General features: G+C 39.7%; 20 protein-coding genes. 8 read left to right on the top strand and 12 right to left on the bottom strand.

The window, feature by feature from the left end:
• Positions 1–194 precede the first annotated feature (194 nt).
• The 4 genes from AC4QJR_RS27605 to AC4QJR_RS27620 are packed head-to-tail and all read right to left on the bottom strand — an operon-like array spanning position 195 to position 3,345.
• Positions 195–995, bottom strand: coding sequence for a DUF2705 family protein (locus AC4QJR_RS27605; RefSeq protein WP_496524893.1), 801 nt, complete (start codon positions 993–995; stop codon positions 195–197).
• A gap of 22 nt (positions 996–1,017) precedes the next feature.
• On the bottom strand, positions 1,018–1,815 hold the full coding sequence (locus AC4QJR_RS27610; protein ID WP_496524894.1) for an ABC transporter permease subunit: 798 nt from the start codon (positions 1,813–1,815) through the stop codon (positions 1,018–1,020).
• Positions 1,816–1,821: 6 nt separating this feature from the next.
• On the bottom strand, positions 1,822–2,706 hold the full coding sequence (locus tag AC4QJR_RS27615; protein ID WP_098571609.1) for an ABC transporter ATP-binding protein: 885 nt from the start codon (positions 2,704–2,706) through the stop codon (positions 1,822–1,824).
• 12 nt (positions 2,707–2,718) lie between these two features.
• On the bottom strand, positions 2,719–3,345 hold the full coding sequence (locus tag AC4QJR_RS27620) for a TetR/AcrR family transcriptional regulator (RefSeq protein WP_496524895.1): 627 nt from the start codon (positions 3,343–3,345) through the stop codon (positions 2,719–2,721).
• Between the two features lie 224 nt (positions 3,346–3,569).
• Here AC4QJR_RS27620 and AC4QJR_RS27625 point away from each other — a divergent pair, with 224 nt between their 5' ends.
• Both AC4QJR_RS27625 and pepT read left to right on the top strand, forming a co-directional pair.
• Positions 3,570–4,529 carry a nuclease-related domain-containing protein gene (locus tag AC4QJR_RS27625; RefSeq protein ID WP_496524896.1) on the top strand — a complete coding sequence of 320 codons (960 nt, stop codon included), beginning with the start codon at positions 3,570–3,572 and terminating at the stop codon, positions 4,527–4,529.
• A gap of 249 nt (positions 4,530–4,778) precedes the next feature.
• Entirely contained in the window at positions 4,779–6,011 is a 1,233-nt protein-coding gene (gene pepT / locus AC4QJR_RS27630) for a peptidase T (protein WP_496524897.1), read from the top strand.
• A 41-nt stretch (positions 6,012–6,052) separates the two neighbouring features.
• Here pepT and AC4QJR_RS27635 read toward each other — a convergent pair whose 3' ends face one another.
• Positions 6,053–6,994 carry a phosphotransferase gene (locus AC4QJR_RS27635; protein ID WP_496524898.1) on the bottom strand — a complete coding sequence of 314 codons (942 nt, stop codon included), beginning with the start codon at positions 6,992–6,994 and terminating at the stop codon, positions 6,053–6,055.
• 158 nt (positions 6,995–7,152) lie between these two features.
• Here AC4QJR_RS27635 and AC4QJR_RS27640 point away from each other — a divergent pair, with 158 nt between their 5' ends.
• On the top strand, positions 7,153–7,278 hold the full coding sequence (locus tag AC4QJR_RS27640) for a DUF4023 domain-containing protein (protein ID WP_098571613.1): 126 nt from the start codon (positions 7,153–7,155) through the stop codon (positions 7,276–7,278).
• Between the two features lie 236 nt (positions 7,279–7,514).
• Here the strand turns inward: AC4QJR_RS27640 and AC4QJR_RS27645 are convergent, their stop codons facing one another.
• From AC4QJR_RS27645 to AC4QJR_RS27655, 3 genes are all read right to left on the bottom strand, one after another.
• Positions 7,515–8,120, bottom strand: coding sequence for a hypothetical protein (locus AC4QJR_RS27645; RefSeq protein WP_098571614.1), 606 nt, complete (start codon positions 8,118–8,120; stop codon positions 7,515–7,517).
• An 11-nt stretch (positions 8,121–8,131) separates the two neighbouring features.
• On the bottom strand, positions 8,132–9,313 hold the full coding sequence (locus tag AC4QJR_RS27650) for a ParM/StbA family protein (RefSeq protein WP_098571615.1): 1,182 nt from the start codon (positions 9,311–9,313) through the stop codon (positions 8,132–8,134).
• A gap of 1,417 nt (positions 9,314–10,730) precedes the next feature.
• Complete coding sequence (locus AC4QJR_RS27655) at positions 10,731–11,918, bottom strand: L,D-transpeptidase (protein ID WP_496524899.1); 1,188 nt, start codon at positions 11,916–11,918, stop codon at positions 10,731–10,733.
• A 264-nt stretch (positions 11,919–12,182) separates the two neighbouring features.
• On the opposite strand from AC4QJR_RS27655, the gene rluF reads away from it, so the two are divergent.
• On the top strand, positions 12,183–12,890 hold the full coding sequence (gene rluF / locus AC4QJR_RS27660) for a 23S rRNA pseudouridine(2604) synthase RluF (RefSeq protein ID WP_496524900.1): 708 nt from the start codon (positions 12,183–12,185) through the stop codon (positions 12,888–12,890).
• Positions 12,891–12,922: 32 nt separating this feature from the next.
• A complete protein-coding gene (locus AC4QJR_RS27665; protein ID WP_496524901.1) occupies positions 12,923–13,462 on the top strand; it encodes a helix-turn-helix domain-containing protein in 540 nt (179 codons plus the stop codon).
• Positions 13,463–13,543: 81 nt separating this feature from the next.
• Here AC4QJR_RS27665 and AC4QJR_RS27670 read toward each other — a convergent pair whose 3' ends face one another.
• Entirely contained in the window at positions 13,544–15,088 is a 1,545-nt protein-coding gene (locus AC4QJR_RS27670) for a flavin monoamine oxidase family protein (RefSeq protein WP_496524902.1), read from the bottom strand.
• A 323-nt stretch (positions 15,089–15,411) separates the two neighbouring features.
• Between AC4QJR_RS27670 and AC4QJR_RS27675 the strand changes: the two genes are divergently transcribed.
• The 3 genes from AC4QJR_RS27675 to AC4QJR_RS27685 all read left to right on the top strand — a co-directional run bounded on the left by AC4QJR_RS27675 (position 15,412) and on the right by AC4QJR_RS27685 (position 18,291).
• Positions 15,412–16,329 carry an aldo/keto reductase gene (locus AC4QJR_RS27675; protein WP_098571621.1) on the top strand — a complete coding sequence of 306 codons (918 nt, stop codon included), beginning with the start codon at positions 15,412–15,414 and terminating at the stop codon, positions 16,327–16,329.
• A gap of 363 nt (positions 16,330–16,692) precedes the next feature.
• Complete coding sequence (locus AC4QJR_RS27680) at positions 16,693–17,283, top strand: 3D domain-containing protein (RefSeq protein ID WP_375374671.1); 591 nt, start codon at positions 16,693–16,695, stop codon at positions 17,281–17,283.
• A 216-nt stretch (positions 17,284–17,499) separates the two neighbouring features.
• Positions 17,500–18,291: a 3D domain-containing protein gene (locus AC4QJR_RS27685; protein WP_496524903.1), complete on the top strand. Its 792-nt coding sequence runs from the start codon at positions 17,500–17,502 to the stop codon at positions 18,289–18,291.
• A 130-nt stretch (positions 18,292–18,421) separates the two neighbouring features.
• On the opposite strand, the gene AC4QJR_RS27690 is transcribed toward AC4QJR_RS27685, so the two are convergent.
• From AC4QJR_RS27690 to AC4QJR_RS27700, 3 genes are all read right to left on the bottom strand, one after another.
• Positions 18,422–19,564: a glycerate kinase gene (locus AC4QJR_RS27690; RefSeq protein ID WP_496524904.1), complete on the bottom strand. Its 1,143-nt coding sequence runs from the start codon at positions 19,562–19,564 to the stop codon at positions 18,422–18,424.
• Between the two features lie 110 nt (positions 19,565–19,674).
• Complete coding sequence (hprK, locus tag AC4QJR_RS27695) at positions 19,675–20,610, bottom strand: HPr(Ser) kinase/phosphatase (protein WP_496524905.1); 936 nt, start codon at positions 20,608–20,610, stop codon at positions 19,675–19,677.
• Between the two features lie 122 nt (positions 20,611–20,732).
• Positions 20,733–21,920 carry an amidohydrolase gene (locus tag AC4QJR_RS27700; RefSeq protein WP_098571626.1) on the bottom strand — a complete coding sequence of 396 codons (1,188 nt, stop codon included), beginning with the start codon at positions 21,918–21,920 and terminating at the stop codon, positions 20,733–20,735.
• Positions 21,921–22,158 lie beyond the last annotated feature (238 nt).

Here is a 22,158-nt window from a genome sequence, read left to right on the forward strand (position 1 = left end):
AACCTGCTAGATTACTTTATTTCTCGTTTCATCCCTCCTTTAAGAATTGTAATCTACTACAGAATTTCCATATTTTAATAGATTACAATCGTGGAATTTTATTCTATCACTAAAATATTTTAAATTCACTAATTATTTATAATTTTTTAAATTGTTTTTTCGACAAAAAAAAGACCTTAAATATCGGTCTTTTGTCATGCATTCAAATCTCTCTTTTTATAAAAAGTGAAGGTAACCACTAATAATAGGGCAGCTACGATTACTGATATAACAATATATAAAGGTTCAAGCCCACTGCCTAACATTAGATTCTTAGCTTCGAAATATTTAAACGGGGTAAAATATTTCATGCCTTCCATGTTCTCATTCAAATCAATCACAATCGATAACATGTACGTTAGCAGCAAGATTCCCGTTGCCAGCGATGGGGATGTTTTCGGTTTCTTTTTTACGGCGGCCAGCGAACTGCCGATAACCAAGAACAAGACTTGTAAAATAAACATGCCCACCTGGGTGAGGACAATTTCACCATTAACAGCTTCACCCGCGCTGTTGTATTTTTCAATAAGGGTTATGGCTGAGATCAAGGTAACCAGATTAAAAATAACGATATTCGTGAACGCAGCTAATAGTTTTGCCGTAATAATCTTCGTTCTAGAAACCGGTTTGACGAATAAAAACTCTGCTGTTTTGTCACGCTCTTCTTTCGCAATAATCGAAGCCCCAAGCATCGCCGCATGAATGGTCGCCATTAATAACAAATATATATACAGTAATGAATAATAACCGCTAATCTTCGATAAATCGACCTCACCAAACCCCATGACCGCCTTTAGCGATTTAGGCAAATCAGCAATAAGATCATTGATGGATTGGCCCGATGAGGAATAGGCAGCGTATTTAGCCATTCCTGAAGCTACCATAAGAAAGACACCAATGCTCCAAAAAATCAGCGACTTTCGGTACGATTTCAGTTCCTTTACAAATATATTCATAACCTAATCCTCCTTTTCACAGCTATACAGCATGGATATCCTTTTTTAAATAAACGAAATAACTCACAGCGACTGCCAAAATGATAATCACGGCACCAGCCGCTAAAAAGGACACTTGATAGCCAGAATGTTTGATGATATAGGCGGTGTCAAAGTATTTAAATGGCGAAATATAGCGTTTTGATTCCTCACCAGTCGCGCTGCTAAACATACCCAAAAAGTAAAACGCGAATACGGTTGTAAGTGAAACGGAAAGGACAGATTTTATCTTTGGAACAATGACTGAAATCATTATTCCTAACGCAAGGAACATCAACTGAATAAAAAAAATAGTAAGTGAGAGCATGATTAATATTTTTACACTGAAAGCGTCTGTCTTGACTTGAAATGTCACAATAATTGTAACCACCAGGTAAATGACATTTGTGATGACAATTGAGAAAAAAGCTGCAAGCAGTTTCGATGTCAATACCGCTGTCCTCGTAACCGGCTTGGTTAACAGAAAATCAGCCGTTTTCTCGCGGACTTCCTTGCTGACAATGCTTGTGCCCAGGTTCATCCCCTGAATCGCCCCGCACAAGGTAATGAACGATAATGGAAAACAATAGAAGCCTAAAATCGTAAAGAAATTGCCGAGGTTAAAACCGATCGCATTTCTAATCGCCTCAGGATATCCTTCCATGATCTTTTTAAAATCATCTGCATCCTTTACAAAGGCAGGATAAAATGACATAAACAGAGCAATGATCAGCACTAAGGAAGCAGTCCAGATGATCGTTGATTTCCGGTACGCCTTCAACTCATGAAAAAATATATTCATAGTTTTCTAGGCCTCCTTCTCATAATAATGCATAAAGATCTCCTCAAGGTCTGGCTCTTCTATCCATAAATTCACGAGTTCAATATCGGCAAGTTTTTTCATGATGGCATTAATATTCCCTTTAAATAAAAAGCTGATGATGTTGCCTTTGACTTCTAAATTGTTGACGCCACTGATATTGAAAGGGTCCGTATCGAGCGGCACTTTCGTTTCCACTTTAAACTTCTTATAATTGTTTTCTTGTAAGGTACTAATCTTTTCAACGGTTACAATCTTACCTTCTTTAATGATCGCCACCCGGTTACATAAACGCTGCACTTCGCTGAGGATGTGTGATGAAAAAAGAATGGTAGCCCCTTTTTTATTTTCTTCTTCTAAGAGCTCAAAGAATTTCTGCTGCATAAGCGGGTCAAGGCCGCTAGTTGGTTCGTCGAGAATAATCAACTTTGGCTCATGGAGCAGCCCTTGAACAATGCCAACCTTCTTTTTATTTCCTAAGGAAAGATCATCAATTTTCTTATTAAGATCCAAGTCCATAATCGCAGCTAATTCTTTGATTCTTTTACTGCAATCTTTTTTATAAAAACTAGCTGAATATTTTAATAGGTCCTTAACCTTCATATTGTCATAGTAAAAAACTTCAGAAGGCAAATAACCAATTTCTTTTTTAATTTCAGGCGCAAATTGAACGGTGTCTTTACCAAAGATGGCAGCACTGCCGCTGGTTGGGTAAATCAGCGACAGGAGGGTCCGAATGGTGGTTGATTTACCTGCACCGTTTGGACCAATGAATCCAAAAATCTCGCCTTCTTCCACATGAAAGCTAATGTCAGTAATCCCTCTTGATTTCCCATAGGTCTTGGTAAGATGGTTAATTTCAATAACATTCATTGTGACAGCCTCCTACTGTTTATAAAAACATTTAATCATGACCTCAAAATACTCTTCTGCTTCGGCTTGGATTTTGTGATAATCGATCTCGTGGCCGGGGGTTAACTTTGCTTTTTCTATCGCTTCATCACTCATTTTTTCAAATGTCCAGCTGATCATTTTTATAATTTTCTTGAGATCGACATCCTCCCTAAATTTCGAATAATCAATCCCCTCATACGCCTTTTCAATATTGATATGCGTCAGTTCTGACTTTTTTTTATCAAACTCAACCTTTATTTCAGCCGATTCGTCCATAAATACCTCTTGCATGAACTTCAAGATATCTGGATAAGTTGAGAGCATTTCCATTTTAACGATGATGGCTTGACGCATTCGGATAAAGAAATCCGTCTCTTGAAGATTAATTTTTTTGTAAAATTCGTCGACGATCAGTTCGTAGCAGTAATCAAAGACAAATAGGAACAATTGCTTCTTGTTTTGAAAATAATGAAACAGCAATCCCTTGGAAATACCTGCTTCTTTGACAATTTCATTAGTCGATGCCCGGTCATATCCTTTCCCGGCAAATTCCTTAATGGCTGCATTTATTATTCGATCTTGTTTTTCTTTATCTAAGTTGAGAAACTTCGAAAACATGGTTGCGGCCCTCCTTTTTTTGTCATTGACCACATCAGTCAATCACATTGTACTCCAGTTGACCCAACTGGTCAATAGTGGTCAATCTATATTTTTTACAAAATTATGAAATGGTCAGTTGCTGTATAGTATGGCCTTTGGGGATGTGCTACGATGCAGGGTGAAGGTACTGTTTTGTGAGGTGATGGACAATTTTAATAAAAGACCGAGATGCATCATTGACGTTGGAAGGAATAATTGCCGCGCAGCAGCGGTTAGCCGTTGACCATTCACTACAATCGGTTTTTGCGGCAAAGCAAGGCTCTGTCGAGGCGGGGATTGGCGGAGAGGAGAGGGTTGCTGAAGTCTTCCGGAAGCACCCGTTTTCTGATGAACACCATATTTTCCATGATTTATCTCCTGCATGGCGCGAGCATTTCCAAATGGATTCCTTTGTGCTGACTCCTTGGTTTAGTACAGTTTTAGAAGTGAAGAATATTGGCGGGGTTCTGGAATTCAAGGATAAACCGCCCCAATTGATCCGCACAAAGGAGGATGGACACCAGGATGGGTATGAGAGCCCGGTTGTCCAATTGGAGCGCAATCGCGAACTAATTAGTGATTGGCTATGGGGTCGAAATATTGATATCCCGATATTCGGTGCCGTTGTATTGGCCTATCCTAAACAAATTGTGGCCGCTCCCCCTAAGAATACAAACATCTTATTCCCCAGTTTGATTCCCTCTTTTTTGAAAAGTATCCCACAACATGGAAATAAGTTGGACCACGAAACCTTTAACTGGCTATCTGCAGAACTTTTGAAAAGTCATCGACCTTTTATTCCTAAACCAATATGTGAAACTTATGGTATTCCTTTCGGTGATTTTCAGCCTGGTGTAAGGTGTGTGACCTGCGGGAGATTTGGCATGATTAAGCAGCCCCGGACATGGTGCTGTCCGCATTGCGGTGCGGTCGACCACATTGCCCACCAAAGGACATTACGCGAGTGGTTTTTGATATTTAAGCGAACAATCACAAATCGAGAGTGCCGGGAGTTTTTGGGGGTGGATGATATTCATGCAGCCAAGCGTATTTTGCTGAGTATGGATATGCAAAGTGAGGGAACCTATCGAGATCGGTACTATTTTATGGATTTAAGATCTACTAACCAAACCAATGATCGGGAGACGATTATTGTTCCGTAATGTCGCCAGTAAATGATTTCTATGCGCCAGTAACAGAGGCTTATCCGCCAGTATTTGGTGCCTATCCGCCAGTTATTTGCGCTCTAGCCAGTAAATAGAGCTTATCCGCCAGTAAGTTACCGCTATCAGCCAGTAAAGTCCCGTCATCCGCCACTAACCCGCCCACCACTCACTATAAAACGTGTAACCGCTCTCTCATAGTGATATGATAGTCATGAATTCAACTCAATTAAGAGGAGTGTAGTGGAATTGAAGAACGAACTGATTGAAAGATTTACTTCCTATGTTAAAGTGGACACCCAGTCCAATGAAAACAACGAAACTTGTCCATCCACCGAAGGTCAGTGGACACTAGCCCGCATGCTTGTTGAAGAATTACAAGCGATTGGGATGCAAGAAGTCACGATTGATGAAAATGCTTATGTGATGGCGACCTTACCGTCGAACACAGATAAAGAAGTCCCAACGATTGGCTTCCTCGCCCATGTTGATACAGCAACAGATTTTACTGGGAAAAACGTGAACCCGCAAATCGTTGAAAACTATGATGGGAACGAAATCGTCTTAAACGAGGCCCTTAAAGTCGTGATGTCACCGAAGGATTTCCCAAGTCTTCCTGACTATAAAGGTCACACCCTGATCACAACAGACGGCACAACGTTGCTAGGGGCAGACAACAAAGCCGGCATCACCGAAATCATGACCGCCATGGCTTATCTGTTGAATCATCCAGAAATTAAACACGGTAAGGTCCGCGTTGCGTTCACCCCAGATGAAGAAATCGGCAGGGGACCACATAAGTTTGACGTTGCGGCGTTCAATGCCAAGCATGCTTATACCGTTGATGGCGGCCCGCTCGGAGAATTAGAGTACGAGAGTTTCAACGCAGCGGCGGCAAAAGTAACGATCAAAGGAAACAACATTCACCCAGGATCCGCAAAAGACAAAATGGTCAACTCGATGAAAATTGCGATGGAATTACATAGCAAGCTCCCAGCCCAGGAAGTACCAGAACATACCGAAGGATACGAGGGCTTCTTCCATCTATTAGCATTCAATGGTGATGTAGAACTGACCAAGCTCCACTACATTATCAGAGACCATGATATGGACAGCTTCAAGGCTCGTAAGACATTAATGGAAAGCATCGTGAGTGAACTAAAGTCCAAATACGGCAGCGACTCCATTCAACTCGAACTCAATGATCAATATTACAACATGGGTGAAAAAATTAAACCGGTGATGGAAATTGTTGATATTGCTCATGAAGCGATGGTGAGCCTTGGCATTACGCCAATTGTTAAACCAATCCGCGGCGGCACCGATGGCTCACAGCTTTCCTATATGGGTCTGCCGACACCGAATATTTTCACTGGCGGGGAAAATTTCCACGGTAAATTTGAATTCATTTCCGTGGATAATATGATTAAAGCGACTAACACTGTCATTGAAATCATCAAATTAACGGAACAAAAAGCATAACTAAAAAAGCTCGCTTTGACTAACTCAAAGTGAGCTTTCTTTCATAAAAGCAGTGCTGCGGCACATTGTCGAAGACTTGACACCGTTTCTTCAAACTGATTATTTAGCTGCTCAACAGACCATTTCCCGCCATTTCCCTTTAGATCCTTTTGTATCAATAACAGCATCCAAATCGAAAACACAGTTGCCACTAAATAATACTCCGTAAAAAAACATTCCCGGTCATGCTCATATGTAACCAGATCAAGATACGTTCTCAAGATTCTTTCCCGCAATGGACTTGTTACTCTTTTCGGAAAAAGAGGATGGGACATATCAATCAGGTGGTACAGGTCCCAGTGTGGAGAATTAAGATGGGCGTGCTCCCAGTCTAAGATCTTCAATTCAGTACCAGAAACCGCAAAATTTCCGGTATGTAAATCGCCGTGGGTCAACACTTGAAGCTTTGACAACTGCCATTTACTTAGTTTCTCAAAAATAGCATCGACAAGTTCCTGCTCCATGGTCATATCAGACATTAAACGATATACTTCATTCTTCTTACCAAAGACCTCAGATATAATTTCCTCTATTCTTGGCTTCAGTCCATTAAGTGGTACATTCCCCAATTGTTCAACCGGGAGAGAATGCCACCATGCAGTCCACTTTATAACATCTAATACTATCTCCTCATTAAATTCATGCGAGAGCTGGCCGAGGTCCTCAAGAATCATCCAGTTGAGTTCGGTGCAGTCATTTATGGAGTAAGAAATAATTCTTGGAAAAATGGCTGGGAAATGGGGAAGGATATGTTCATAAACCCAGACCTCTTTGCCTAATTGACCATTATTTGTTAGTGGTTTAAAAATATAGCTTGAATCCTGGGTCAGATAAAATCTTTCGACAAATCTCCCATTCATTCCTTTATAAAGGATTTCCTTTTTCAAAATTAACTTCTCATTTAAACCCCCGTTGGCCTCAACAATATTGTTAGGCAGCTCCATTAACACACCACCAAATCTATTAATAGTTTAATAGAGTTATTTTTACTAAAAATATATTGGTAATCTTTATGCAAAACAAGTGAAATGCATTACTGAATATTTTCAAACAGCTTGGTCAAAATAACACTGGTTCGATTTTTTCAAGGAGGTTAGGCAGAATGGATAACCGTAGCACACATGAGTTTGTAGAACAGCTGCATGAAAAGCAGGCAAAAGATCAAAAAAATAAACAACGTCAAGCAACGAGTCAAAAAAGCCAGAGAATGCCAAATAAACAGCACTAATGGGAAAAGCGCAAGCGCCCTGGTCAGCGGCGTATGGCCTGGAGCGCTCCAACTGAGATAAAGGAAACACGAAGAGCCGGAGGCGATTCGATGTTGACTTATCGTAGGGCGGAGAGCGAAGGACACTAGCCGCTAGGGCGCTGGAGCTAGACAGTAATCTAAGTTCAAAAACTTATACTTTTCTCATAATAAGAAAAGGGCCGGCCTCACGTTACTGTGAGGCTGGCCCTTTTAAATTACTTATTCATGTTTGCAAGAAAACCACCAAGTAGGTCGTCGATATCCAACTCGACTTCAGTTTCCTCTTCTTCAGGTGAAGGCTGCTTTTCTTTTGCATCTTCCCAGTCAAAATCACTAAGGTCATCATCCATATCGCTTAAGTCGATAGGGGATGGCGGATCCTCCTTACCGGCAGCAATCTGAAGATAACTGTCATCTTTTTGGAGTTTCTCGGGAAATACTTCTTCCTGAAGATACAAAGCTTCATCGATATCGATTGAATGACTGTTTAATGATGCCAGCAGTGCAGTCGAACGAACTGGATCAGAAATCAGCTGATAAAGAATACTTCCCAGCAAGGCTTCTGAATGCTCATGCTTCAACCAATTCCGCTGGGCTTTCGTTAACTTGTGGGGGAGGGGGATCGTAATGGTCTCCTTTTCCCGCGAAACAGAACCACTCACACCTTGCATCACAAACTCGGCAATTTTACTAGAAAAATTCCTTCGCTCTGTATCCTTCAACTTTTGTAAATGCTTTAAGATATGGTCAGGTGTATCAGAGGGGATGCGAAAGGATATGGCTTGACCCCTCTGAACCTCATTTGAGGCTGGCTTTTTCATATATAATCACCTTATTTAGCTTTTACAGGTTCAACTCTAGGCGCTGGTTGTTGTTTTTCTGACTTTCGAACAAAGTCGATGATGAGTTTATAATAAGCGTTAGCCATCATCCAAATACTTTCTTTCTCATCTTCAAAGAAATCAATATTGTAACCGTCTAAATTGTTATTTAACGTTTTAAGATATTCCTTTAAGACATTAGCTCCGCCGCCAACAAAGTAGCAAATTTCCGTTTGGGAGTTTCTCTGCCAAACATTACGTAACAAACGATATTGCTTTTTAGCTAGATCAAGCAGGATGCGGTCGGTAATATCATGCACGCTTGTCCGGCTTCCTTTTACCATAATATGATTGCGATCACTTTTCTTCGTAATAATCTCAACTACATCACGGCGGCTATCGAGCTCAACGCCATGCTTTGTTCTAATCTCTTCGCGAATTGCTTCTAATGATTCTGAAACCCCTAGATTAAACCCTTGGGCTTTATCATCATCAACATTACGATTCTTGATGACAGCGATATCTGTTGATAATCCACCGATATCTTGAATTAAGATGCGCTTATCAATTAGATCCTTATTGATGATTTTCCCGCTATTATCCAAAACAAGATTGATAAATGCGGCGAAACCTTCAGGATATACTTTTACTTCATCAAATTTAATATTAACTTTTAACCCTTGGTACTTTGGAGTGACAAGGAATTCAACTTGATGGACTGAACCTACTAGTTTAGAGCGGTAGCCTGCATCTTTTCCTTCTTTTACTTCGCGAAGGGGAAGACCTGTTCCTAACGTATAATTGGCATCAATTATATTTTTAGTGCGCGGGAAAGCATTTGAGTTATTTTCCCTTACTGCGTCTAAAGCTAATGTTGCAAATAGCATGATTAATGTTTGATCTTCTTCTGACTTGCTGCTGCCAGGGTCTAATTCAGTAGCATTAATACTTTTAGTAGCTAGATTACCAATACGGAAAATTCCGTTGTTCTCTTTTAAAGCAGGGGAGTGGACTTTGATGTGAATGCCATCTAATGGATTTTTATTATCAAGTTCTTCAATCCCAATAACAGGTCGATCTTCTGTATCTCTAGCAATAATGTTAGGAATATTTAATTCATATTCAAGTTCTCCGAAAATGGCCTTAATAGAGTCATTCCCTACATCAATAGCTGCAACTCTGGATTTAGTCATTAATATCATTCCTTTTCAATTTATAGATTTATTATTTTTTATACTGGGTATGTAATTCTAGTTCCTTCTCTTAGGTTATAGAAGATTAATAGATTCTTCAAGATTTCTCAGCAAAAAAAAATATAACTGTAATGATGTAAACAATATGTAAACTTCCGTGCGTTGTATACATTTTTGTAAACATTGATGACAAATCTGTATACAAAGCTCCATATCAGAGTGTGTACAGGTTTGTTTACTTGTTTACATAATTGTAAACGTTAAGTTTACAACTTTGTAAACAAGTAAACAATAATGTAAACTTACTATAATTCCTCATGGTTGATTCACCATTTTACTAATAATAGTTTTTGACAAAAAATCATACCATCAAAGCTGAATCTTACCTATCTAGGATAAAGAGGAAGAAAAGGGACATAGTGCACTGACCTAAACTCATCGAGCTGGCAGACCACACTATCCTTACTTAGATATAAGCTGCATTAACCTTATATGAGGATTACCGTTCAACCAACATCGTGACAAAGTGACCTTTAAACCCCAAAAATATCCTTGTACTTTTCCTTAAATAAATCTGACCCATTTGAATTCATTTCCGTCATCTTTATTGAGATGATCCCCACTGATTGTTGCTGAGGAGAGCCTGAGTGTTCTTTCTACCTCATTCACACGTAGAAGTAGCAGCTTTCCCATTTGTCTTCAAAGCTTCCCTGAGCGTTTTCATGATAGTAGGATTGGAAGAATAACATTCCTCTAACCTCGCTATCCAACTTGAATTCACACAATAACGTTATCAAACTTCTGTATTCAATAATAACAACCAAATATACATGGTTTGGTTATGCGGTGTATACCAGTTTGTCTACTTGAAAACATTTTTGTAAACACGAAGTATACAAAACGTAAACAGGTATGCAAATTGGTAAACACGTCTACAAATTTGCATACAAGTCCTATAACTTCTTAAAAAACCTCAAGTCTTTGTTCTTTAATCCTTACTCATTCACACATACATACTCCATAGAAGTTGAACATAATCATCAAATGAAGGGAAAAGGGGATAGTCCTTTATCTATCATTTATGACGCCAGCATCCAAATTTCCACGAACATAGTGGTAATACCATTTCCCCTTGTAATCAGTAAACTAACGTTATTTTATTGTCCCAATGTTATTAAGATATTTGTAAACAAAGATTACAAATCTGTATACACAGCGCTATTACTTGATGTGTACGAGTTTGTCTACATGTTTACGCTTTTGCAAACAAAAAGTATACATAATGTAAACATGTAGACAAAAATGTAAACCAGCGATTTATCTTTCTTTTTTAGGTCAATATTACAAAAAAAGCACCTCATGGAGGCGCTTTAAGAGGTCTATTAATCTATAAGGTAATTTATCCCATCAACTCTATTCACCCTTCACTCATCGCACTGGCAACCATATCTTCACTTACGTAAAGGTAATACCATTTCTCCTTGTAATTCAACCAGCCAGTCACGACGGGCTCATGGCTGGTTAATTTGTACCTTTCTGCTAAAACATTTGCCCCCTCCAATTCGGTTTTCTCACTTTTGTCGAGGTAATCCCACTGACTATTGTTAACGAGTTCCTGTGTATTTTTCATTACACCTTGATCATTAAGGAAATACCATCTGCCTTCAGAGTTGATCCAACCTGTTTTCATCAGCCCTGTATCATCGAAATAGTACCATTCTCCCCTATCAGCAAGCCAACCTGTTTTCATTGCACCGCTTTGATCAAGATAATACCGATTCGCATCCAGCGATAACCAGCCGGTTTGCAGCTCCCCTTTATTGTCGAGATAATAATTCTTTCCGTTGTCAGCAATCCAGCCCTTTTTCATCACACCCCTTTGGTCGAGATAGTACTTCTTACCGTCTTTTTCGAGCCAGCCGGTTTTCATGACACCTTTTTTATTGAGATAATATTTCTGTCCATTCTGGGTAAGCCAGCCAGTCTGCATAACCCCTTTATCATTAAAGAAATAGCTTTCCCCACTGATCGATTGCCAGCCGGTTTTTACTTCACCATCAACATAATAATACTTGTTCCCGCTTAGTTCAGCCCAGCCGTTCCCGTATCCGTTCGCTTTGGCAATGGAATCAAAGCTGCTATCGGTATGGGTGATGATAACTGATGTATATTTACTAACGTGACTATAGAGCCAGCGTACTTCTGAATTGTGCATCCGAATGCAGCCTGAACTGGCGTAGGTACCGATTGAATTTTCATTGGCATTCCCATGAATTGCATAGGTTGTCCCATAGGTTCCTCTTGCTTCCAATCCCATCCAGCGGTTACCTAAAGGGTTCCGTGGATCTCCTCCTGGGATTTTCAATTTATAATAGGGCCGATTAACGATTTTCGTAACAATTCGAAATTTGCCTTCCGGAGTAAGTGATCTGGTTCGACCTGTAGCCACTCTAAATGTTTTAACTAGTTTTCCACTATCATAAAAGGCAAGAGTGTTGGTCTTCTTATTAATAATAATTAGCTGTGAACCGCCACTAGCATCTGCTTGACTCGTAAATAGGAATAAACTAAATAACAAAACAAAAATAATAGAAAGTTTTTTCATCGTAATCTCCCCAATTTATGTCATTATTACTAATAAAAGTAACATACGTAATCAGAATATTTTGTCAAAAAATCAAAGGAAAAGTAATCCTACTTACCTGTTTTTTAAGAAATTTAATCGGAAATTCTCTCTCTATTCGACAATCTTCTCTCTACATTAAAAGATAAATATCTCCTCTACCTGGTGTCAGGCACCAGAAGGACTTGAAAAAACGATGGCAGTTGGGTATGGTAAAAATACAATTCTCCGTTTAGGGTGTGTATCATGCGTATTAATAAGTTTATTAGCGAGTCTGGGAAGGCATCTAGAAGAGGGGCCGATAAGTTAGTTAGTGAAGGAAAGGTTACGATTAATGGGCAAGTGGCGGTAATGGGCAGCCAAGTGGAACCGGGGGATGATGTTCGAATCAACGGGAGCCAGATTAAAGTTGCCCATAATTATGTCTATATCGCCTTAAATAAACCTGTCGGAATTACGAGTACGACGGAAAGGCATATCAAGGGAAATATCATTGATTTAGTCAACCATCCCTTACGAATATTCCATATTGGACGATTGGATAAGGATTCTGACGGACTCATCCTTCTAACGAACGATGGTGATATTGTTAATGAAATTTTACGTGCCGAAAATAGGCATGAAAAGGAATATATCGTTACCGTCGACAAACCGATTACTCCTGAATTTTTACAGAAGATGGCGGCCGGAGTTGAAATTCTCGATACAAAAACACTTCCATGTAAAGTAACCCAACTATCTAAATATGTATTTCAAATCATCTTAACACAAGGGTTAAATCGCCAAATCCGCCGGATGTGCTCAGCTCTCGGCTACGGGGTTGTCCGCTTACAGCGGACAAGGATCATGAACATCCATTTAGGCAACCTGCCAATTGGACAATGGCGTGACTTATCGAAAAAAGAAAAGAATCAATTATTCTCTGACTTAAATTACCAGCCGAAAGAATGGTAAGCTAGAATATACGATCACCAGAGGTGAATCATTTGGAAATCGGAACAAAAATTCGTGCGATACGAAATCGAAAGAGAATCACCATTGCGCAAATGTGTGAAGGAACAGGGTTGTCTAAAGGATTTATCAGCAATGTTGAAAACAATAATACCTCTCCATCTATTAGCACGCTGCAAACAATCGCAACCTTTCTTGGGGTTCCTTTACCGTATTTATTATTAGAAAAAAAAGAGCATATGCGGGTTGTTAGAAAAAATGAACGGACTCACTCCACTTTTAACCACTTAAAGATTGAACATTTAACCTCTAAAGGCGGCTTAAGAATGATGCTTGTCGAATTTCCTGCGGGCGCTTCTATGGGTGAATTAAATGCTCATGAAGGAGAAGAGTGTCATTTGGTGTTAGAAGGAAAAGTCTTAGCAGAACAAGGTGAGGACTCCATGATCATTGAAGAAGGGGATTCCTTCAGCTGGAACGCTAGTGTACCCCATTTTGTTAAAAATATTGGTGATGGAAAAGCAGTTGTCCTCATTTCGATTTATTCTGATAGTGAACTAAGAGACATTTTTTAATGTAACCCACTCCCTATTCAAAAAAAGGCTGACAAATAGGAACAAGCAGCTTCCATATATGTTAGCCTTTTATTTATGTTCCTACTGTATTTTCAAATCTTGGATGACCTCTTGTGCAGCCCTCTCACCAGTCTCGACTGCACCATTCAAATACCCTGGATACTTGATTGATGTGTGCTCACCGGCAAAAAAGATATTCCCTTCCCGTTCCCCTAAAATACCAGCGAATTTCGTATACTGCCCTACCCTCCAATACGAATAGGCCCCTTTGCTCCATTGATTACTAAGCCAATGGTCGATGGTGGCTAACCCGTTCCAATTATTAACGCTGCCTGGCAATACAGGTTCTAGTTTGTCCAAAAAGTTACGCGTCGTCTCTGTTAATTTTTCGTCTGTGACTGCAAATTGCTGAGCCGCATTTTCACCTCCTGTATAATTAACAAGAACCCCCGATTGACCTGGTTGAGCCCGTGATGATTCAAACGTTTGCTGATAGCCTGTATCCGCAAATGTTTCACCATTATTTCCAAGTTCGTTCCAAAATCGATTGGTAAATTGAACATGATGCTTTGTATTGATGCCCATTCCAAGCTCTTCAATCGCCACCGCCTTTAATGGGCAAAATCTTGCATTCTGATAATCTATCGTTTTTAAAATACTAAATGGGATAGCAAGAATTACTTTATCCGCTAAGACCTCCCATTCTTTTTCATTATTTTTAAAAACGAGCTTTATCTTATGATGACTGTGTTGGTCTATTTTGATTAGTTCAGCATTAAAATGGATTTGTTCTTGAAGCTTTTTTGCTAATAAGGAGGGAATTTGATCATTGCCACCGCAAATATGAAAACATTCGTCTGAATCGCCGTACATTTGAAAGTTCATTTTTTCTACAGCCCCTAACATATAAAGAAGATTTAGTGCACTCTGCTCACTGGCGTCTGCTCCAAATTCAACGGTATAGGCCAAGGCTAATAGCTTGCCAAAACGAGAACTGATGCCTCCAGGTACCGTTTCATTGATATAGTCAACAATCGACAGATGATCCAGCTCATATCCTCGTTCCGTATAACAATTATAAAGAGTCGTTTCACCCGCTTCTTTCAGATCCCTTTGTAGTTGGGGGAGGATTTTGATAAAATCATCGGTTACTTCCTGAAAGGAATACGGACGTTGATCAAAAAAATAAAATGGCTTGGTACCAATGGCCTCTGACATGATTAAATGGTCTAATTTTAAGCCTAATTCTTTCGCAAGGTCCTGGATCTCCGTATGGCACGTATCTATCAATTCCCCCCCGCGCTCGACCATTTGATTGTCTTTGAAATAATTCCTCCTTGTCCAACAACGTCCGCCAACACGTTCAGACGCTTCATAAATTGTTGCTATGATCCCCGCCTGTTTTAGACGATACGCGCATGTGAGACCCGCCAAACCTGCTCCCACAATGACAATCCTTTGATTCAATTGCACACCGTTATGCACCATATCGTGTGTAAGAAAAGTATCTTGTGAATTATTATGTTTTAGTGTAAAAGCTTGTCCAGTACCAGATTGTTTGTCCATTTCAATACCTGCCATCGCAAATGATTTCTGCAGTATACTTGCTAATGGTGTTCGTGCCAAGAAAAACCAGCCCCTTTTGCAAAAATAAGCCTTGCTAAATGATTGATTAACTATCGCCGGATAGTACTTATCAATAAAATATGCACGGCGTTTTAATCTGCCTGAGACAAGTAGCCGGTTCCTTAATAATTTTATTCCCGAAAAAAACTGTTGCTTCTACAGCAATAGAAACTCCTATTGTGTTAAAAATTGCTATACATTCATCGTGTGTGACAAAATAAGGAGGGAATGGGTCTGGTAATGTTGCCGGAAGCAAAAATTAAATAATCCATTTACATATCGGCATCATTCACCAAAAATCACATATTGGAGGGAAATAGTTGATGAGAACCATGAAACTCGGAAGCAGTTCTTTAGAAGTGCCCGTCGTAGCTGTTGGGTGTATGCGTATTAACTCGCTAGAGAAGAAAGAGTCAGAGCATTTTATTCAATCTGCCTTAGAAGAAGGGGCAAACTTCTTTGATCATGCCGACATTTATGGCGGCGGCGTATGTGAGGAAATTTTTGCAGATGCGATCCACATGAATGCAGATATTCGCGAGAACATTATTTTGCAATCTAAATGCGGGATCCGTAAGGGCATGTTTGATTTTTCTAAAGAATATATTTTGGAATCTGTCGATGGGATATTAAAACGATTGAGGACTGAATATCTCGATGTACTGCTTTTGCATCGCCCGGATGCACTTGTCGAGCCTGAGGAAGTGGCTGAGGCCTTCGATATCCTTGAAACTTCTGGAAAGGTCCGTCATTTTGGCGTTTCCAACCAAAATCCAATGCAGATCCAATTGCTTAAAAAGTTTGTGAAGCAGCCACTCGTAGCTAACCAGCTGCAATTAAGTATTACGAACGCTACAATGATCTCAAATGGAATTAATGTCAACATGGAGAATGATTCTGCGATAAACCGGGATGGAAGCGTTCTCGATTATTGCCGTTTGAACGATATCACCATCCAACCCTGGTCCCCATTCCAATACGGATTCTTTGAAGGCGTTTTCCTTGGAAGCGAAAAGTTTCCGGAATTGAACCAGCAGATTGATGAAATTGCCGCTACATATGGAGTCAGCAGCACTACCATCGCAATCGCCTGGCTACTACGCCATCCAGCCCATATGCAGCCAGTCATCGGGACAATGAATATCGACAGATTAAAGGACTGCTGCAAAGCAAGTGACATACAATTAACTCGTGAGGAATGGTATCGTATTTATCGCGCCGCCGGCAATATTCTTCCGTAAAGTAACGCTTTGTCGAATACCATGAGACGTTAATGTGCTGATTAGAACATCGGAGAAATGAAATCGGACTAAAATCTGTAGGTAAATATACCCATTATCCGTTGTTAGATGATGATTCTTATGTAATTTGTAACATAATTGTAATAAACGGAAATTAAGCTCAGTGGTTGTCACTACTGGGCCTTTATCATTTAAAGGCAGTAAAATAGTCCTATTTTCAGATTATTAGGTAAACTGCGAAATATTATTGCAATATAATTGCCATAGATGTAAAGCTTTTAACATTTCCCTGTTCTTTGTTTCAGCAACATCCATGTTACGATTAGGAAAAATTAGCTGACAAAAGAACAGGGAGGGTAAACAATGCTAAAAACATTTAAAACATTGATAGCAGTTGCTGTACTCTCAGTAACTGTCAGTGCTAATGTACAAGCCGCAACGATAACTGTAAAACAAGACAATACCCGATGGGATCAATATAATCAAACCTTAGAAAATATCCAAAAGGATGCGGATATGCTTGAAACAGATATACCTGTGAATCCTGCGGCACCAGCCGTTACTGAACCATTCCCGGTATCTGCAAAGCCCGTTATTGCACAAGCAAAAAAGAAAAGTACACCTGTCATAAAAGTAACTAGCAGTAAAAGTAAAAGTAAAAGTGCAAAGGAAATTACCGTGAAGGCCACTGCCTATACAGCTTCATGTGAAGGATGTTCAGGAATTACCAAGACCGGTATTAATATCAAAGATAACCCAGATGAAAAGGTCATCGCTGTTGACCCATCTGTCATTCCTCTGGGCAGTAAGGTTTATGTAGAAGGCTTTGGAGAAGCGATTGCCGCAGATACAGGCAGCGCAATCAAAGGAAATCGAATTGACGTGTTTATTCCATCTGAACAGGATGCGATTGATTTTGGTGTAAAAAAATTAAAGGTGACTATCTTAAATTAACACCAAAGAGAGAACCGTCCAAATATCCAGACAATACACTGCAGACACTACTTTTTCCTATAGTGTAGCAGTGTTTTTTATTTGTCCTTAGAAATATTATTGCAATATAAATGCCATGTATGTAAAGGATTTAACATCTCTCTGTTCTTTGTTTCAGAAAATTCTATGTTACTATTTAGAAAACTTAGCAACCAAAGAACATGGAGGGTAAAAGAAATGCTTAAAAGAATACTATCAATTTTAGCAGTTGCTGTACTCTCAGTAACTGTAAGTGCTAATGTACAAGCTGCAACGATTACTGTACAAAAAGGGGATACCCTTTGGGATCTCTCACGCGAAAATAATATATCTTTAGAAAATATCCAAACGGTGAATAATCTAACCTCAGACCTAATTTTCCCTGGTGATCAATTAACAATTGCTCCAGAAAAACATTATACTGTTAAAAAAGGTGATGCATTATGGGACATCGCCATGGATTATCAAGTAACTGTTCCGCAACTTAAAGAATGGAACAAATTAACTACCGATCTCATCCATCCTGGATTAAATCTATTAATCTATGAGGGTTTAAATACTACTACAACAACTTCTTCTAAGGTTGTAACAGAAAAACCAATCAAGGAAGCCGTACAAAAAGAATCTGCAAAGCCGACTGCACAGGCACCAAAGGAAAGTGAACCTAAGGTGGAAGCTGCGTCAACAGAAAATAAGAGTTCAAAGGAAATAACCGTGAGAGCTACAGCTTACACAGCTTCATGTGAGGGATGTTCTGGCACTACCGCTACTGGAATTAACCTAAAGGCAAACCCAGATAAGAAAGTGATTGCCGTTGACCCATCTGTTATACCACTTGGCAGTAAAGTGTATGTAGAAGGCTATGGTGAAGCAATCGCTGGAGATACTGGCGGTGCAATTAAAGGAAACAGAATTGATGTCTTTATTCCTTCCCATCAAGATGCCGTTGAGTTTGGTGTAAAACAATTAAAGGTAACTATTATAGACTAATCTGTCTAAAAAATAAAAAAAGTTGAACCTAATCAAAACGGTTCAACTTTTTTATTTTCAAATTTTTGATGCCCAGCCCCATGATTTAAAATCCACCTATTATTCCTTTTGTTAAAACCAGGATATTCTTTTAAAACCTTATGCCGAACGTATTCAATACCCTGCATACATTTTCTGCCGCAAAAGCTAAGTTTTCTTCCCCACATTCGAGTGCTTTCTCTAATGTAGTCACACCCTTTAAGATCCCGATAATGGCAGTAAACCCGTTGTCGTATAGGGACTCTACTCCATCGCCAATTCGGCCGGCAAACGCAATCACCGGAACGGAATATTTTTCAGCGATCGCAGCCACGCCATAAGGTGTTTTACCAAACAAGGTCTGGCCATCAATGCTGCCTTCCCCTGTAAAAACATAGTCTGCTTCCTTGACTTGCACCTCGAGGCCTGTATATTCAATGACCAGATCAATTCCTTTTTTTAGCTGGGCATTTAAAAAAGCCACTAGCCCCGCACCAAGTCCGCCTGCAGCTCCAGCACCATCCAACTGGGCAATATCTTCACCTAATTGTTTTTTAATCACGTCAGCAAAATATGCCAAATTTTGGTCAAGAACTCTTACCATTTCCGGAGTTGCTCCTTTTTGAGGACCAAAAATAGCTGAGGCGCCATAGTCACCAATTAGTGGATTGGTGACATCACAAGCGACATCGATATGAACCATTTTAATCCGTTCATCTAATCCACTCATATCAATGGAATGCAGTTGCTGTAATGCTCCCCCGCCAAAAGGCAGTTCATTTCCAGCCTGATCCTTAAATGAAACTCCCAGCGCTTGCAGCATTCCTGCTCCACCATCATTGGTGGCACTCCCACCAATTCCAATCAAGAAGCGCCTTACACCTTTGTCTAAGGCATGTTTGATTAATTGACCTGTTCCATAGGTTGTTGTCAGTAACGGGTTTCTTTCTTTTGGTTTGATTAATTCAAGACCACTTGCACTAGCCATTTCAATCACGGCCGTTTGTCCTTCACCTAAAAGACCATATTCCGCAATCACTTTTTCTCCTAATGGACCAATGACTTCTGTCTTAATAATTTCTCCGTTGGTCATACTTACGAGGGACTCTACTGTTCCTTCCCCGCCATCGGCCATGGGTACAATGACACATTCTGCGTTAGGGAATACAGCTTTTACCCCTTTTTCCATTGAAAGGGCAGCCTTCTTCGCCGTCATACTTTCTTTAAATGAATCGGGCGCTAACACAAACTTCATAATAATCTGTCCTTTACGTTTTATATGATGTAAGAGAGTTGGTCATAATCAAGGCGATGATGACCAACTCTCTTACACAACGGTTCTCTATCAAACTAATACTTCAATCGTTATTCTATACCTGAGTTTACAATATCGGCTTCAATCCTGCTCATGAACTCTTCAGCCGCGCTGTATCCTTGCTGCTTCAAATACCAGTTATTTGCTGCTGCTTCAATTAACCCCGCCACATCACGTCCAGGCTGGAGCTGAATTTCCATTGAGGGAATCTTAACACCCATATAGTCTGTAAAGTGGAACTCCTGATCCAGATCATTATATAAGGCATCCTTTTCCCATTTAGTTAAATGAATATCAAGAGCAATACGGGTTTCATCTTGAAAAGCCTTACGGCCGTATAGGCGAACCACATTTAACAAGCCAATACTTCGAAGAGCCAAAAACTCCTTGGTTTTCCCATCATGAGTGCCCAGAATCGTTTGCGGACTAAGCTTCTTTAGGACAATAATATCATCCGAAACAAGCCGATGTCCCCGGCGAATTAACGTGTGGGCCGTCTCACTTTTTCCTACCCCTGAATTTCCGCGAAGTAAGATTCCAATACCAGACACATTCATACAAACTCCATGCACAGAGATTTCTGGTGCTAATTCCTTTACTAAAAATGCATCTAATTTGGTAATAAATTCTGATGTTATCTCTGGTTTATTCGTCAATAACAAAGGAATACCTTGTTCAACACAATGATGGGTTAAATAGGTAAGTCCTTCTTCGCCAGCTGTAACGATAAAACATGGTGGATGATAATGAACAATATTTCCAATTCGTATTCTACGTTCCTCTTTACTTAACTTATGTAAATAAGTAATTTCCTTTTTCCCTAAAATTTGAACTCGTTCTGTTGGAAAAAAATCAAAATGGCCAACAAATTCCAAGCCTGGGCGATGAACCCGTGATTGCGTAATCATTTTCTGCAGTTGATCTTCACCGGCAAGTACTTTCAATGAAAACTTCCGAACCAAGTTTTCAACTGTTATTTTTTTCACCCTATTCACCGTCCTAATATCTTCCTATAGTTGAATTATACTGAAGAATAATAGAACAGTCATCCATTTATGAATGAATTCCTGAAAGTCAGGATTAAATCCAACACCTTCCACTAGGGAAATCATTCTAACCCATAGTACCCGCAAACTACATAGCCTACGGATTTAGCAGCTACGATCAGTGCATCTTCATCAATATCAAATTTTGGATTATGATTGAAATATGGCTTTTCCACACCTTTTGGCGTACATCCGATATAAAAATAACATCCAGGGATTTTTTCTAAATAATAAGCGAAGTCATCAGATGGTGACATCATAGGGAATGGGGCAACTTGCTTAATATCGGGATCATTCGCATTTTCCAAGCTTTCTTTCACTGCTGAAGTTACCTCTGGGCTATTATAAAGGGGCGGATAATCAGAGGTATAGGTTAACTCGCATTGTACACCAAATTCGGTTTCAATTCCTTTAACAATCCTGCGTAATTCCTTCTCAATGATTTCCTTTGTTTCCCCAGTCATGTAGCGGATATCACCTTCTAATTCAACACAATCCCTTATGACATTGAAGGTACCCTTTCCATCAAAGGAACCAATGGTAATAACTCCCATATCAAATGGATTTAGGCGGCGGCTGATAATCGTTTGCACCGCCGTAACAAAATAAGCGCCAGCGACGATAGCATCATTTGCTGCGTGTGGGGAAGAGCCGTGGCCGCCAACTCCTTGAATCTTCAGTTTAAAATAGGATCTTCCCGCCATAGAAAAACCACTGTGATAGCCTACATGACCAGCAGGAGCCATGGGAAGTAAGTGGATCCCAAAAATGTTTTCAACATCAGCAAGCCCTCCGGAATCAACGATACTTTTGGCACCGCCCGGCGGCACTTCCTCAGCGTGCTGGTGAATAATTTTGATGGTGCCTGGTATTTTATCTTTTAATTGAATAAGGCAATCCGCAAGAATCATTAAATAGGCGGTATGCCCATCATGTGCGCAGGCATGCATGACACCTTCATTCTTAGATTTGAAGGGCAGCCCTGTTTCCTCTAGAATCGGAAGGGCATCAAAATCAGCACGAAGGGCAATCGTTTTCCCTGGCTTTCCACCCTTAATTGTGATGATAATCCCATGACCATTCCCAACATTGGACTGAAATTCAACATTCTTTCCCTTATAAAAGTCTAAAATATATTGCGCCGTTTTTTCTTCTTTAAATGAAACTTCAGGATTTTCATGCAGATAACGGCGAATTTGAATCATTTCATCTTTCCGTGCTTCTAGCATCTCCATTAATTGTTTCTTCATGAAATATTCCCTTCCCATCTTATGACCTATCTACCAAAGTAAAACTACCTCTCTTTATGGTAAGATTCACTCAGGAAATTTATACAACAAATGGAAGGGCTCTTTGTTTGCAATTAGGTGTCAGGCACAAATTTTCTATATTTTTCCATATAAGTTTTTTTTATTTGTTATTATAATTTTATAGCATTTTATTTTTTTCTATTTTTGCTTTATTATTGGTGTGAGGAAATGAATAGTT

The organism is Neobacillus sp. BP17 (assembly GCF_059579525.1).

Excerpts from the sequence above, each read along its gene's own strand:
- AC4QJR_RS27655 (WP_496524899.1), bottom strand. The coding sequence starts at position 11,918 with ATGAAAAAACTTTCTATTATTTTTGTTTTGTTATTTAGTTTATTCCTA.
- AC4QJR_RS27615 (WP_098571609.1), bottom strand. The coding sequence starts at position 2,706 with ATGAATGTTATTGAAATTAACCATCTTACCAAGACCTATGGGAAATCA.
- AC4QJR_RS27700 (WP_098571626.1), bottom strand. The coding sequence starts at position 21,920 with ATGAAGAAACAATTAATGGAGATGCTAGAAGCACGGAAAGATGAAATG.
- AC4QJR_RS27635 (WP_496524898.1), bottom strand. The coding sequence starts at position 6,994 with ATGGAGCTGCCTAACAATATTGTTGAGGCCAACGGGGGTTTAAATGAG.
- rluF (WP_496524900.1), top strand. The coding sequence starts at position 12,183 with ATGCGTATTAATAAGTTTATTAGCGAGTCTGGGAAGGCATCTAGAAGA.
- AC4QJR_RS27680 (WP_375374671.1), top strand. The coding sequence starts at position 16,693 with ATGCTAAAAACATTTAAAACATTGATAGCAGTTGCTGTACTCTCAGTA.
- AC4QJR_RS27610 (WP_496524894.1), bottom strand. The coding sequence starts at position 1,815 with ATGAATATATTTTTTCATGAGTTGAAGGCGTACCGGAAATCAACGATC.
- AC4QJR_RS27650 (WP_098571615.1), bottom strand. The coding sequence starts at position 9,313 with ATGACTAAATCCAGAGTTGCAGCTATTGATGTAGGGAATGACTCTATT.
- AC4QJR_RS27620 (WP_496524895.1), bottom strand. The coding sequence starts at position 3,345 with ATGTTTTCGAAGTTTCTCAACTTAGATAAAGAAAAACAAGATCGAATA.
- AC4QJR_RS27675 (WP_098571621.1), top strand. The coding sequence starts at position 15,412 with ATGAGAACCATGAAACTCGGAAGCAGTTCTTTAGAAGTGCCCGTCGTA.
- AC4QJR_RS27690 (WP_496524904.1), bottom strand. The coding sequence starts at position 19,564 with ATGAAGTTTGTGTTAGCGCCCGATTCATTTAAAGAAAGTATGACGGCG.
- AC4QJR_RS27640 (WP_098571613.1), top strand. The coding sequence starts at position 7,153 with ATGGATAACCGTAGCACACATGAGTTTGTAGAACAGCTGCATGAAAAG.
- AC4QJR_RS27645 (WP_098571614.1), bottom strand. The coding sequence starts at position 8,120 with ATGAAAAAGCCAGCCTCAAATGAGGTTCAGAGGGGTCAAGCCATATCC.
- AC4QJR_RS27685 (WP_496524903.1), top strand. The coding sequence starts at position 17,500 with ATGCTTAAAAGAATACTATCAATTTTAGCAGTTGCTGTACTCTCAGTA.
- AC4QJR_RS27605 (WP_496524893.1), bottom strand. The coding sequence starts at position 995 with ATGAATATATTTGTAAAGGAACTGAAATCGTACCGAAAGTCGCTGATT.